The 12977-nt window shown below is 39.0% G+C and carries 13 protein-coding genes and 1 pseudogene; 4 read left to right on the forward strand and 10 right to left on the reverse strand.

Annotated features, from left to right (window positions below; translation table 11 throughout):
• The first annotated feature begins 34 nt into the window (after positions 1–34).
• Positions 35–991 (forward strand): phospholipase D-like domain-containing protein, encoded by a 957-nt coding sequence (locus RE471_RS07930; RefSeq protein ID WP_309214308.1) that lies wholly within the window; start codon positions 35–37, stop codon positions 989–991.
• 2 nt (positions 992–993) lie between these two features.
• Here RE471_RS07930 and RE471_RS07935 read toward each other — a convergent pair whose 3' ends face one another.
• The 7 genes and pseudogenes from RE471_RS07935 to RE471_RS07970 form a co-directional block, all read right to left on the reverse strand.
• Positions 994–1374, reverse strand: a complete 381-nt coding sequence (locus RE471_RS07935) for a hypothetical protein (RefSeq protein ID WP_309214309.1) — start codon at positions 1372–1374, stop codon at positions 994–996.
• Between the two features lie 161 nt (positions 1375–1535).
• Positions 1536–1865, reverse strand: a complete 330-nt coding sequence (locus tag RE471_RS07940; protein ID WP_309214310.1) for a hypothetical protein — start codon at positions 1863–1865, stop codon at positions 1536–1538.
• 81 nt (positions 1866–1946) lie between these two features.
• The gene (locus RE471_RS07945) at positions 1947–2393 is read right to left on the reverse strand and encodes a hypothetical protein (protein ID WP_309214311.1); all 447 of its coding nucleotides are present in this window, start codon (positions 2391–2393) and stop codon (positions 1947–1949) included.
• A complete protein-coding gene (locus tag RE471_RS07950) occupies positions 2375–3262 on the reverse strand; it encodes an ABC transporter ATP-binding protein (protein ID WP_375379272.1) in 888 nt (295 codons plus the stop codon). Before RE471_RS07950 ends, RE471_RS07945 begins: the two co-directional genes overlap by 19 nt.
• Before the next feature lie 46 nt (positions 3263–3308).
• Positions 3309–4280, reverse strand: coding sequence for an ABC transporter ATP-binding protein (locus RE471_RS07955; protein WP_309214313.1), 972 nt, complete (start codon positions 4278–4280; stop codon positions 3309–3311).
• A gap of 10 nt (positions 4281–4290) precedes the next feature.
• On the reverse strand, positions 4291–5220 hold the full coding sequence (locus RE471_RS07960; protein ID WP_309214314.1) for an ABC transporter permease: 930 nt from the start codon (positions 5218–5220) through the stop codon (positions 4291–4293).
• Positions 5217–6271, reverse strand: a pseudogene (locus RE471_RS07970) (ABC transporter permease). The gene RE471_RS07960 and the pseudogene RE471_RS07970 overlap by 4 nt, the downstream one beginning before the upstream one ends.
• 350 nt (positions 6272–6621) lie before the next feature.
• Between RE471_RS07970 and RE471_RS07975 the strand changes: the two are divergent.
• Positions 6622–6756, forward strand: a complete 135-nt coding sequence (locus RE471_RS07975) for a hypothetical protein (RefSeq protein ID WP_309214317.1) — start codon at positions 6622–6624, stop codon at positions 6754–6756.
• A gap of 13 nt (positions 6757–6769) precedes the next feature.
• On the opposite strand, the gene RE471_RS07980 is transcribed toward RE471_RS07975, so the two are convergent.
• Complete coding sequence (locus RE471_RS07980) at positions 6770–7165, reverse strand: SRPBCC family protein (RefSeq protein WP_309214318.1); 396 nt, start codon at positions 7163–7165, stop codon at positions 6770–6772.
• A gap of 72 nt (positions 7166–7237) precedes the next feature.
• The gene (locus RE471_RS07985; protein ID WP_309214319.1) at positions 7238–8773 is read right to left on the reverse strand and encodes a thermopsin; all 1536 of its coding nucleotides are present in this window, start codon (positions 8771–8773) and stop codon (positions 7238–7240) included.
• 139 nt (positions 8774–8912) lie between these two features.
• On the opposite strand from RE471_RS07985, the gene RE471_RS07990 reads away from it, so the two are divergent.
• Entirely contained in the window at positions 8913–9674 is a 762-nt protein-coding gene (locus RE471_RS07990) for a crotonase/enoyl-CoA hydratase family protein (RefSeq protein WP_309214320.1), read from the forward strand.
• A 50-nt stretch (positions 9675–9724) separates the two neighbouring features.
• Here RE471_RS07990 and RE471_RS07995 read toward each other — a convergent pair whose 3' ends face one another.
• Entirely contained in the window at positions 9725–11182 is a 1458-nt protein-coding gene (locus RE471_RS07995; RefSeq protein WP_309214321.1) for a 4-hydroxyphenylacetate 3-hydroxylase N-terminal domain-containing protein, read from the reverse strand.
• Positions 11183–11299: 117 nt separating this feature from the next.
• Between RE471_RS07995 and RE471_RS08000 the strand changes: the two genes are divergently transcribed.
• On the forward strand, positions 11300–12952 hold the full coding sequence (locus RE471_RS08000) for an AMP-binding protein (RefSeq protein ID WP_309214322.1): 1653 nt from the start codon (positions 11300–11302) through the stop codon (positions 12950–12952).
• Positions 12953–12977: the final 25 nt, after the last annotated feature.

Consider the following 12977-nt stretch of genomic DNA (forward strand, 5'->3'; position numbering starts at 1 on the left):
AATATTAATTAAACTGTATTTGTATAGCAGACATATGGCATACAGAATATACGTGGAACCCCGGGACGGAATAAAGCCCTTAATCAGGGTGATAAACAAATCAAGGCATTTTGTTTACATAAATTCATATTTGCTTGATGATCCAAGGATACTGGAGGCAGTAAAAGATGCAGTAAAGCGGAAAGTTGATGTGAGGTTAATGGTAGATGGCCGGCCGTACGGAATCAATGGCGATGATGGCACCCATGCCGAGATAAATGATCTGAAAAAAACTGGGGCAAAGGTTAAAATTGCTCCGGATAGATTTGAAAAGCCCAATGTTTTTGATCATGCCAAGTACATGGTAACAGAAAAGTTTGCCGAGGTCGGCACCCCAAATTTTACTGAGGCAGGGTTTTCAAAGAACAGGGAATACTTTACCATTACCAGGAACCGGAACATAATAAAGGCACTCAAACAGATATTTCTATCTGATTTTGATGATAAAAGTGCCGGGGAGATGCCCAGAAAATATCTGATTGTTTCCCCTGGATCGGAACCTGCATTGAAGGAATTTATTTTGAGGGAAAGGAAAATAGTTGTGGAAACTGAGGAGATGGGTGACGATAAGGAAACACTACAGGCATTAATGGAGAAAGGCAAAAGGGCAAGAATCATAGTTCCGGATACAGTGTCATCAACTGATGCATCCAACCTTAAATTGCTGAAAAAACATGGAGTTAAAATAAAATACATGCCAGCGGCAAAACTGTATATGCATGCAAAAATGATAGCAGGGAGCAGGGCATTTATAGGTTCTGAAAACTTTACAAAGTCAAGCCTCAACAGAAACAGGGAGACAGGAATAATAATAAAGGGGTACTTTCCGGTATCAAGACTGAAAAATACATTTTCATCTGACTGGAGAAAGGCTTCAAAGAGTGTTAAAAAAGCAAAGTTGTATACCTCAAAAAACAGGAGAGGAAAAAATGCAAAAAATTCCATTAGATAGTTTTAGTCTACCATAACCATATCCTGATAATACACCGTATATGTTTCATCTTCACTCTCTATTAACATCCGGTTTGAAAATGCCTTCTCTATATCCCCGGAAATAACCCCTTCATTTTTTGTAGTCACAATAATGTGACCTTCCACGGGAATTTCCTTTATTTGCTCTATCTCGGACTTTCCTATAATTACAGGAGTATACATAACATTATTTCCAGAATAAAATTTCAAGGGAAGATCCATAATTATTGAATCAGAATCCACAGACCTTACAATGCCAGAATATGTCATAGAGCCAGTTTTAACAAGGTATATATTATTTAACATACCATTTTTAAATGCGTCTAGGAAATCGGCATAATCAAAAAATTTGGAAGCATTCATGAAAATAAAATACATTAAATTATTAATCTGTATTTGTTTTAATGAATATATTCAAATTATCCTTAACATATTATTCGTATAATCAAAATTTACAATCAATGGTATTGTACATTCAGAATTAAAAAAATTTCTAAGCCCGTCACGCTGCAAATATTATAAATTTAAAATGTTATTGGGACATATCCCTGTTCCAGGTAATCAGTTATAACAGTGGATACAGGCTTTAAATCGTATTTTAACTCCATGAGTTTTGTACCTATCCCACTTTTTTCAGCGTAGTTGATACACGCAACCGGTATAATTCCCCTCTCCTGAAGCTGTGTGACAAGATTGGATATCTCTGAATCGCCGGATGCCGCAAGTTTTTCACTTTCCCCGAAGAAAATTACTCTTGTGTCAGGACCCAGATGATTTGCCAGGTTAAGTGCCATTATAGCCTTGCCTTTGTCTCTTTCACCTGAAAGTATTATAATCAAAACCTTTTTTGCCATTTTTATGTATTGCCGCCGGATACAAATATGTGCGGTATAAAGGAATAGAACAGAATAATTATATTATAGGGAAAATGATATTTAATCTGAGTTCTGTTCTTTCGGGACTAGATTAGAGGGGACAATATTTTTGTTGTCCAGCTGTATCTTTATATTATTGTAGATTCTTTCTGCATCAGGCAGATCCTTAAGAAGGTAATTTTTGGTTTTGGTAATAATGTATATTGAATGCAGATTGAATTTTCTCTGAAGGTATCCCTCCGTAATAAAAAAATCTGCAAAATTACTGTAAACAACATTATGTGATGTGAACAGATTCTTGATGAATACATGATCATCGTATACTTCAACCCTGTAGCTCATCTTGAAGAGTATGTAAAGAATGCTGATCAGGTATATTATTCCAAGAAATATGAGATAATTTATCAGGGTTTTATAACTTATCTCCAGAAATATTGAGAATATAACCACAAGTATGGTTATCTTCAGCAGAGTTTTTTCTATTGATTTTACCCATAGAGCCAGCATAATACCTTAACACCGTCTACATCCCTGAATTCAGGTTCTGTAGTTTTGCATATGTCCATAACCTTGGGGCATCTATTGGCAAATCTGCATCCAGCAGGTACATTAATAAGACTTGGAACGTCTCCAACAGGTGATTGCAGTTCCTTTTTCTCAAAATCAGGAACAGAGGCTATTAACAGCTGTGTATACGGATGCTTGGGGCTTTCCATGATCTTATGTGTGGGGCCATATTCTACGACCTTTCCTGCATATGTTACAGCAACCCTGTCAGTTATATACTTTGCCACACCCATGTTATGGGTAATGAATATATAGGTCAGGTTGTACTGTTTCTGTATGTCAAGGAGAAGATCCAGTATCTGAGCCTGTATTGACTCATCCAGGGCAGACGTGGGTTCATCAAGTATTAATAGATCAGGTGCCTTAATTAGGGCCCTGGCTATGGCAATTCTCTGAATCTGCCCGCCTGAAAGTTCCCTTGGCTCCTTATTCTTTACTTCCTCATAATCCAGTCCCACAAGGGAAAGCACCTCTGCAACTTTTTTTGGATCAAATTTGCCCAGTGGCTCTGATACAAGCTGCTTTATTTTCATACGTGGATTTACAGATGTATATGGGTTCTGGAATACCATTGAAGTATGCTTCCTGATTGTGGTAAGATTTTTCTTGGTTATTTCCTCACCATTGAAATAAAGCTTGCCCTCAGTTGGAGTCTCGATGGTTGATATTATTTTCCCCATGGTTGTTTTGCCTGAACCAGATTCTCCTACAACTCCAAGTATTGTGCCCTTTTCTACCTCAATGGATATGTTGTCCATTGCCTTGACATATACCGGCTTTCTTCTGAAAAGTATATCGAGCAACTGCATTTCCTGGGTTAGGTAGTATTTTTTTATATTTTCAAGTTTAACAATTTCATTCAAAGAGCCAGCACCTCACTTTATATTCCCCGCCTTCTGATATCAGTGGGGGTTCAACCTCATGGCATTTTCCGAAGGCTTTGTCGCATCTAGGGCTGAACCTGCATCCCTTCGGAAGATTGAAAAAAGATGGAGGTGAACCATTGATATAATAAAGGCGGGAATTAGTTTTATAATCTGTTGGAACGCTTCTTAAAAGTCCAATGGTATACGGATGTCTGGGGTTTTTAACTATTGTTTTTGATTCGTTGAATTCCATTATTGTCCCGGCATACATAACCATTATCTTATTGGAAATAACATATGCAAGGCTTAGATCATGGGTAATGAATATAATTGACATTCCATATTCTTTATTTAACTGCTTTAACAGGTTTATAACCTGGGCCTGAATTGTGACGTCAAGTGCAGTAGTCGGTTCATCAGCTATAAGCAGCTTTGGCCTCAATATAAGCGCCATTGATATAACAACCCTCTGCACCTGCCCTCCTGAAAGCTCATGGGGGTACCTTTTCATTATCTGCTCCGGATCAGGCAGTCTTACAGATGCAAGTGCATTAAGAACAACTTTTTCCAGATCAGAGTCATTCGGTTCCTGGGTACCGTCCCTAATAGCCTTGATTCTTGCGGCTTCCATAAGCTGAAAACCAACAGTCTTGACCGGGTTCAGGCTGTTAAGCGGGTTCTGGAATATCATGAATATTTCAGTGCCCCTTATTAACGTCATTTCATCCTCAGTGAGATCGAGTAAATTTTTGCCGTTAAGCAAAATCTCTCCTGATTCTTCCCCGGACGGAGGGAGCAACCTGGTGATCGCCCCGCCAAGAGTACTTTTCCCAGAACCTGACTCACCGACTATGGATATTGAATCTCCCTTATCCAGATTCAGCTCAAAGTTGTTCAGGACTATTGATTTTCCATTTACAGTTTTGTATGCCACCTTAAGTTCTTTAATTTCTAGAAACAATCTTTGCACCTCAGTAATCTATTCTGTTATTTATAATGTCCTGATATCTGTCTCCCACCAGAACGAATCCTGCAACAATTATCAGTATGGCGACACTTGGGAACACTGCATACCACCAGTCTGCAGGAAGGTACCCAAGTCCGTTTGAGGCCATGGCACCAAGCTCAGGTATGGGTATGGTAAGCCCGATTCCAAGGAATGCAAGTGTTGCGTATGTCAGTATAACGTTCCCGAAGTCAAGGGCAGCATAGGCAATCACAGGATCGATGCTGTTTAAGAATAAATACCTGAAAAACAGGCTTATTCTTTTGACGCCGTTTATTTTTGCAGCCTGCATATAGTCCATGTTCTTGATCTTTAGCGTCTGACCCCTGAAGAACCTTGCATATGTCGGCCACCATACAATACTCAGGGCTATAATCACTGCGTTGAATCCTGCCTTTAATGGAATGGAAATTGCTATTACCAGTATAAGAGCCGGTATTGACAGGAAGGAGTCTGTCAACCTCATTATTACATTTTCCAGCCATCCACCCTTCCAGCCAGATATTATCCCCAGAAGTGACCCGATTATAATGGCGGAAAATACCACTATCAGTGCTACCATGGCATCCCTGGGCATAGAATATAGCATCCTTGACAGTATGGATTCACCCAGTGCATTGGTACCGAATAACAGTGATAGGGACTTTGTGGATGGGCCCTCCAGCGACGCGGCAAAATTCACATGGAACGGATTCGATGGCAGTAGCAGGTATCCCAGTTTTGAATCACTGGTTATACTCGCAACTTCCTCAAGTATCCCCTGAATTAAAGACCAGATAAGGAACCATCCAACTATGATAAGTCCCAGAATTGCTGATTTATCCCTGATGAAAGATCCAAGGTAACTCACCTTCTTGAATTCTATTTTGTCCTGATATGCATTTTCATCTATCATTTTATCCTCACCCTCGGGTCTATCAATCCATAAAGTATATCCGCTGCCAGATTTGCTATAATAATTGAAATTGCAATTATTACCGTTGTTGATAATATGGCTATATAATCAAGTGTATAAATGGAATGAACTATAAACCACCCCATTCCATGATAGTCGAAAATATCCTCAACAACTACTGCACCTGCCACTGCATACCCGAAGGTCAGGGCAAGCAGCGTAACTATAGGTATTGACGCATTTCTCAATGCCGCGCCGTATACTGCAGCTTTCCGGCCCACACCCTTCATTAGCTCCAGCTTGAAATAGTCAGATTCCATTGCATCAAGCATGGACGACCGGGTAATCTTGTAATTACACCGAAACTCAAAAGCGCTATGGCCATAACCGGCAGTATCATATGATGTATTAAGCTTACAAAGTAAGGCAAATCTCCTGCAATTAGTGCGTTTAACAGAGGAAAAGCTGCCACATCAGGTGGAGCTGTTAATACGGGATTAACCATGCCCGTTGAGGGCAGCAACCCAAGATCGTAAGCCAGGAACAGCTGTATCACAATTGCTATAAAGAATGGCGGTGAAGCCCACGTAACCAGGTAAACCCCTTTGACAGCCTGATCCTGTACTTTTCTGCGGTGGGAAGCACCAAAGGATCCTGTATATAATCCAAGCAGTGTGGAGATTATTATAGCAGGTATAACAAGCTCAAGTGTCCTTGGAAGGAATGTTCCTATAAGGTCTATCTCGGGAACGTGGAAAACCGGGTCATAACCTAGATTTCCCCTAAACACATTGCCTATATATAACAGCACCTGTGTGTAAAGTGGGGCATTTAAATGATACTTTGTAATAATAGCATTAATTTCAGCCTTGGTGTGATGTCCGGAACCAGCATATATACCGGCCATAGCCTGAGGCGTAGGGGCAATTAAATGTATAAGGAAATATACAATCACTATAATAAATATTAAAGTGACAACTGCGTAAATTGCCCTTCTAACAATATACAACAGTAAATTTGTATTCATGCAATTGATTGATTGAAATATCATATTTAACACTTGTGTATGAGAAATTGTCAAATTTAACAGTTAAGAGATTTTTAATATTTAACTGTATAACAAAAATGAAAATTGTGCTTATTAGATCGCCTAATATTATGGAGGGGCTTCAATGCCACATCATTAGTTAGGCTTAGAAATTCAACTTTTATGCATTATAATAGTTCTGGATGGCCATCCAGCCACAAAATTTTATGCGGAAATAAAACTTACATATACAAATTAATATAATTATTAATTTATACTTATTACAATAATATAATATTTTCATTATACATAATTATTACTAATATTTCAATAATAATAAGATTTTAATAATACGCTATAATTGCAATTTATGTGTGAAGATTGTATGGATGAGGCGTGCCAGTGTATCAAATGTTATAATTACCGCCATAATTCAGCGTGCCCGGTCTGCGGGCATACAATATTCCTTGACTGCTGCCAGGGATTCATCAGGCACCAATACGAGTTGAATTTTAATATTGATCATGATTCAAAATAATCCTTTATTCTCTTAAGGGCATCCTCAGTACCCTGCTCAAAATGCCCCTGCAGTTTATTTGAAAATGCCCGCAACATTGGAGAAAGCCTTATGTTCCATATTGATACTATTTTCACCGGATTATCCCCCTCAAGATCGGTTATCTTCTCTCCTGTAAATGGCCCCTTAAAATATTTCTCAGTCAATCTGAAATTTGCATCGTCCTTCTCCAGCTTCATTTTCCCCTTGCCAGGAAAGGCAAATTGAACAAGATATGTATCTCCATCTTTTTCAATGCTCCTGGTTCCATGCCAGAATTCCGGTATCCTCTTATAATCGTTTATGAGTTCCCATATCCTGCCCTTATCTGAGTTAACTTCAATTTCTCTTCTGAACTCCATGGCTCAGGATATCCTGTTTATATATCAACTTTTATTGATTTTCAAATTAGACATGCATAACAATTATTGTTTTTATTTTGGTCTTCTTCTTAAGAATACTGACATTATACCGATAATTACGATTCCAACTATAATTAATGTTATTAGAAGCTTATATCCATAATCCGGTGCCAGGGTTTTATTAACAACTGCCGGTATTTTTGTGAATGTAACATTTACGGTTGGGGAAGTGCCATTAACCACTACTGTTCCATTATTGTTAGAAGTGCTATAACCACTGACTGCGGCAACACTGTAATTATAGGTTCCATTGTAAAGTGTGAATACAATGCTGTGGTTATTGGAACTCAGGATAGACCCATCGACTGATACAGACCATGATGTTCCGTTTTCAAGCCCGGTTTCATTAAATGCTACATAGTATGTTTGCCTTGTACTCATAGTATAGGACTTGCCGGCACTGAGGTTAAATTTATCCTGGAATATTTTCTGCCCGTTTTCTGTGTACAGGCTAAAGTTATAATGCCCCGGAAATAGGGATAGATCTATTGCACTGCCTGTAAAATTAAACATAACCCGGTTCAGTGAAACATAACCGGAGGATATTCCCGGATTAAAATTCAGAATAGAAATACTGGATGATGTGTATAGTTCACCCGGGCTGCCATTTCCTGATCTAATATCAACGGCAGGAATATTATTGTATGATACATAGTTCTCTGTTATATTGCATATTCCTTCGGCAGTGTCTGAACCGTGATTGTATGCATCTTCAACTGCCTGGTAGTTATGGCCGTTCCAGCATTCAAGATACATTATTACGTTTACATTTATAGCCCTGGTGTCAGCACCATCGCCTGGACCACCGATAATTAATCCGGCGTCTATTGGAAGATTGTTATTATTAAGCTGGTTTCCATTAACTATGAAACCATAATCTGCTGCCATATTTCCTGCAAAAGTGAAGTTTAATGTATCATAGGTAACCCATCCATTTCCACTATTGTATTCCATGTAAATATGGGGGAATCCAGATTTTATGAATGATACGCTTCTCAGCTGAAGCTGTTTATAACTGAATGATTCGAAATATCCACCGTTAGCTCTATAATAATATAGAACTCCAGAACTTGATTTATATACTGTGCCGTTCCCTACTATGGAACTATGATGCATTTCTGAATTTGCTGAGGTAAAGTTCCATACATTATCTATAAATGCTACCTGCCTGCTGCTGGTATTCAGGATGGCAACATTCTGAACCCAGTACGTATAATTTTGCCCGTTCAGGCTGAACCTGTAGATTAAATTTAGCTGTGTTCCTGCATTTGATGGGCATGAACTTATGGAGGAATTGTAAGTTGTTAGATTGGTAATTATAACCCCGCCTTCAAAAGAAGTACTGTTGAAATAGAAACCATTGCTGCTGGAGTTTATGCCATAATCGGCTATCCCCATTGGAGCAGGTTCATTGTGATAATAAGCACTGGGTGATACTGTGGCAGGCAAAATATCACTTTCCTGGTGTCCGGGGGTCCCGGCATAAATTACGGTTACCATTAAAAGAGTTAATATTATGGCAATTGCCACAGAAATATATTTAGACATTTTTCAAATTAAGTATTATATTATATAAAAATATTTTCAATTGCATGGTATTTACTTGTAACTAGAGTATTCAGATAATTGCAGGCACCGTCCCGAATAACATGATTAACTTAATATCGCATTTAATCTTATGATTTTTATGGATGAGGTGCTTATAACCAGGAAGGATAGGATAACCATAATAACTATAAACAGGCCGGATGTTAGGAATGCTGTAAATTATAAAACATCTAAAATGCTGGAGAATGCCATGCTGGAGTTTAATTCTGACAGTATCCAGCATATAGCCATTATAACAGGAACAGGAGGCAATTTTTCTGCAGGTGCTGATCTTTCGGATGCAGAGAAAATGGGCGGTGAGGTGTTAAATAAAAATGGTCCTATGGGATTCTCAAGGATGGACTTTCAAAAGCCAGTGATAGCAGCAGTAGAAGGGTACTGTGTTGCCGGTGGCTTGGAAATGGCGCTGGCCGCGGATATAAGAGTTGCAGGCAAAAATGCAAAGCTTGGTTTCCTGGAAAGGCGGTTCGGGGTCCCTTTAATAGATGGAGGTACACAGCGGCTTCCACGTATAATAGGCATGGGCAGGGCACTGGATCTCATCCTCACAGGAAAAATTATTTCGGCAGATGAGGCACATCGTATAGGGCTTATAAATTATCTCGCTGAGGGGGGCAAGGCACTTGAAAAAGCAGTAGAGATTGCCATGCTTATTGATTCATTCCCTTGGACTACTGTAGTGAACGATAGGCTTGCACTAATACAGGGAATTTCAGGTACTCTTGATGATGGATTAAGAGTGGAGGCAGAGTTTGGAAAAAAAACAATAGAAAGTGGAGTTGTGAAAGAGGGTGCAGAGAGATTCCTGTCAGGGTCCGGCAGGCATGGAAACAGGAAATAAAGTGATTAAACCTAAATACAAAGGTAAAGCCTTGAAGTAAAAAATAATATTTATTGCTTTAAGTGATCGTCTATCCCAGAAGCATACCTGCCAAGGGCTATGCTACCGGAATAATCGTATGACCTGTTCAGCTCCAGAATGCTTGCCTCTATGGAGCCCTCAGCGTGTATCATGCCTGCAAGGTAAAGTGCCCCGAATGATGAGATAAATTCCCTAAGAGTTTGAAATAGCCTAATCCGGTTGAGTGTTTCATCCCTATTCCTCCCTGTGAGATATTTCAATAATGTTCCTCCCTCTGCCGGGTTTTCGAAATCCTCATATGATGGGAGTGTCGCGACCATTCCACCGGCAATGTCAACTATATTCTTTATTACATCTGTATAATTCTGATTGGCAAACAGCTTTCCAACATTTGTATAAATTATATTCGGTATCGCCAGTTTTGACGATTTGTCATAACTGCATCTGTATGCTGCTGCTATTGCATTTGCCCTGAGTGTTTCCTTGTATTCAACCAGCACTGATAGATTTCTCCTTATGTTTGACCTATCTGCAACTCCGTTGTATTCTGCCAATAGCTTTCCTATGCCTATAAGGAAATCAGCCATGGCGGCCCGGTAGGAAAGAGCTGTGAATCTATGGAAAGTTGGGAACATCATGGCCAGAAACCCTGCAAAATCATATTCACCATTTAAAAATATTCTGTCATTCGGTATGAACACGTTATCAAATACCGTAACTGTCTCTACCTCAACATTTTTTCTCCCTATGATTGAAAGTGTGTCATTTTTAACTGTTTCTACTTCCTTCAGCGGCCTTGCAAACATTGTAATCCCCGGTGTAGATGCGGGAATTGCAAAGGCCACAGCATAATCCTTATCCTCGGGTCCCATATTCCGGGTAGGGATTACTATAATTTCATTGGCAGCTATCGATTGTGTTGTATGTGCCTTGGCTCCTGATACATATATCCCCTTTTCATCTCTTTTGACTATATGCACATACATATCAGGATCGCTCTGTTCTGATGGTTTTAATGATCTGTTTCCCTTTACATCGGTCTGGGCAAGTGCAAGGCTTAAATCATTTTTTGCAGAGAAATTATAGAATTTCAGCACGTTTTCATAATAATTTGTATGATATTTGTCATCTACCCTTTTTGCCACATACATAAGGGCTAATATGGCATCCGTTCCTATTGCCTTAACAATGTTGAACTGCCCCCTACCAAGTCTGGTGGTTTCATATATCAGGTCATGGCGGTGCATTAGGTCCTCAGTATTTTCTGGTATCCTGTAAAATGAACTTATTTCACCCAATCCTGGATCACTGTAACAGGTTAATTTCCCGTATTCCGGGTCCAACTGGAGTTTGTATATAGAAGATGCATGATCAACTGGAACTTTCAATGCAAAATGTTCTGCAACGTTTTTAACAGATTTCCCACGATAATAAACTACCCTTCCGTCGTTAAGGCTCCTGAGATAATCTTCTGCTTTTATAACCATAAACATTTAATATATTACCATTATTTAATTTTCGTATTGGAAATTAAATATCCAGCATCCATCCGTTTATCATTGTAATACTAAATAAATTTATATATCACTGTATTTTATTTCTTTATGGAAAAATATGAATGGTTTAAAATCTGGCCAAATTATCTCCCTTATACTATAGATTATCCGCAGATGAATATATGGAAACTAATGGAGATTTCCTCAACGTTATATGGTTCCAGAGATGCAATAATATACTATGGGAATCACATAAAATATGGCGAAATTAATAAAGCTATTAAAAATTTATCACTGTTCATAAACTCCATGGAAATTTGTAAGGGAGACAGAATCGGAATAATGATGCAGAATTCCCCACAATTTATTATATCCTTCTTTGCCATTGCACGTGCCGGTGCAACAATAGTTTTAATGAGCCCTGCCCTGGATTATGACACTGCTTCCTATATTTTAAAAGAAACCGGTATGAAACTGATAATAACAACCTCTGAACTGGCAAAAGTTCCAGAAAAATTGCATGATGAATTTAAAATACCTGTTATATGCGGGTCACTCAGTGACTATATCAAAAAACCGGATATTCCTGTTCCAGATTTTATAATGGGTAATTACCCGACCTTTGGAACCCCGTGGAACGAGGCTATAAAAGAGAGAACAGGCGAAATCAGTGTTGCTTCAAATATGGATGATGAGGCCTTAATAGCATACACATCCGGTACAACGGGTATACCAAAAGGCTGCATACATACAAATAAATCGGTGATAGCAAATGCTATTGGCGCTTCCATATGGAGAAGACTTACATCCTCTGCTAACGAACTTGGGGCTGCCCCGTTTTTCCATGTAACCGGCCTGGCATTTTCAATGCTATCGCCTGTATACTCAGGAGCCACTGTTACAATTTTAACCAGATGGAATAGTGAAGCAGCAATTCAGGCCATAGAGAAATATAAAGTAACGCACTTTGTTTCAGTTGCGCCGATGATAGTGGACCTTTTGAATCAGAAGGATTTAGCAGAAAGGGATTTCTCTTCTATGAGATTCATAGGGGGTGGAGGAGCCGCAATGCCAAAAGTACTGGCGGAAAGAATGGAGGAATTGTTCCATATACCATTTGTGGAGGGCTACGGAATGACAGAGGCCATGGGGCAGACCCACATAAATCCGCCGGAACATAGAAAACTACAGTGTATTGGAATTCCACAGTTTGGTTACGACGCAAAGATAGTCTCAACTGAAACAGGAAAAGTTGTTAAGGATGAAACAGGCGAAATTGTAGTTTCCGGACCCAGCTTATTTAAAGGCTACCTTAATAAGCCTGAAGATACAGAAAAAGCATTTATCACCATAGAAGGCATGAAATTCCTAAGGACAGGCGATATAGGTTATATGGATGATGATGGATCATTTTTTGTGGTGGATAGGGTAAAAAGAATGATTAACCGTGCCGGGTTCAAGGTCTGGCCTGCAGAAATTGATAGCCTTATGCTGCGTCATCCGGACATACTGGAAGTATGTACTGTAGGAACACCTGATCCCAGGGTCGGTGAGGAGGTTAAGGCATATATTGTGCTGAAAAACTCCGGGAAAGACAGGAATATAAATGAAATGGAAATAATTGCCTGGGCAAAAGAAAACATCGGTGGTTATAAATATCCACACATAATAGAATACACGGATACATTGCCTAAAACCGCATCAGGTAAAATTGACTGGAAAAAATTACAGGATAAGGAAAGAAAAAATCAATATAAATAAAAATTTTAAATTAAACAACTTTTAT

The organism is Ferroplasma sp. (genome assembly GCF_031200575.1).
Classification (GTDB): domain Archaea; phylum Thermoplasmatota; class Thermoplasmata; order Thermoplasmatales; family Thermoplasmataceae; genus Ferroplasma.

Excerpts from the sequence above, each read along its gene's own strand:
- RE471_RS08000 (WP_309214322.1), top strand. The coding sequence starts at position 11,300 with ATGGAAAAATATGAATGGTTTAAAATCTGGCCAAATTATCTCCCTTAT.
- RE471_RS07945 (WP_309214311.1), bottom strand. The coding sequence starts at position 2,393 with ATGCTGGCTCTATGGGTAAAATCAATAGAAAAAACTCTGCTGAAGATA.
- RE471_RS07990 (WP_309214320.1), top strand. The coding sequence starts at position 8,913 with ATGGATGAGGTGCTTATAACCAGGAAGGATAGGATAACCATAATAACT.
- RE471_RS07950 (WP_375379272.1), bottom strand. The coding sequence starts at position 3,262 with ATGCAGTTGCTCGATATACTTTTCAGAAGAAAGCCGGTATATGTCAAG.
- RE471_RS07960 (WP_309214314.1), bottom strand. The coding sequence starts at position 5,220 with ATGATAGATGAAAATGCATATCAGGACAAAATAGAATTCAAGAAGGTG.
- RE471_RS07940 (WP_309214310.1), bottom strand. The coding sequence starts at position 1,865 with ATGGCAAAAAAGGTTTTGATTATAATACTTTCAGGTGAAAGAGACAAA.
- RE471_RS07995 (WP_309214321.1), bottom strand. The coding sequence starts at position 11,182 with ATGGTTATAAAAGCAGAAGATTATCTCAGGAGCCTTAACGACGGAAGG.
- RE471_RS07935 (WP_309214309.1), bottom strand. The coding sequence starts at position 1,374 with ATGAATGCTTCCAAATTTTTTGATTATGCCGATTTCCTAGACGCATTT.
- RE471_RS07930 (WP_309214308.1), top strand. The coding sequence starts at position 35 with ATGGCATACAGAATATACGTGGAACCCCGGGACGGAATAAAGCCCTTA.
- RE471_RS07980 (WP_309214318.1), bottom strand. The coding sequence starts at position 7,165 with ATGGAGTTCAGAAGAGAAATTGAAGTTAACTCAGATAAGGGCAGGATA.
- RE471_RS07985 (WP_309214319.1), bottom strand. The coding sequence starts at position 8,773 with ATGTCTAAATATATTTCTGTGGCAATTGCCATAATATTAACTCTTTTA.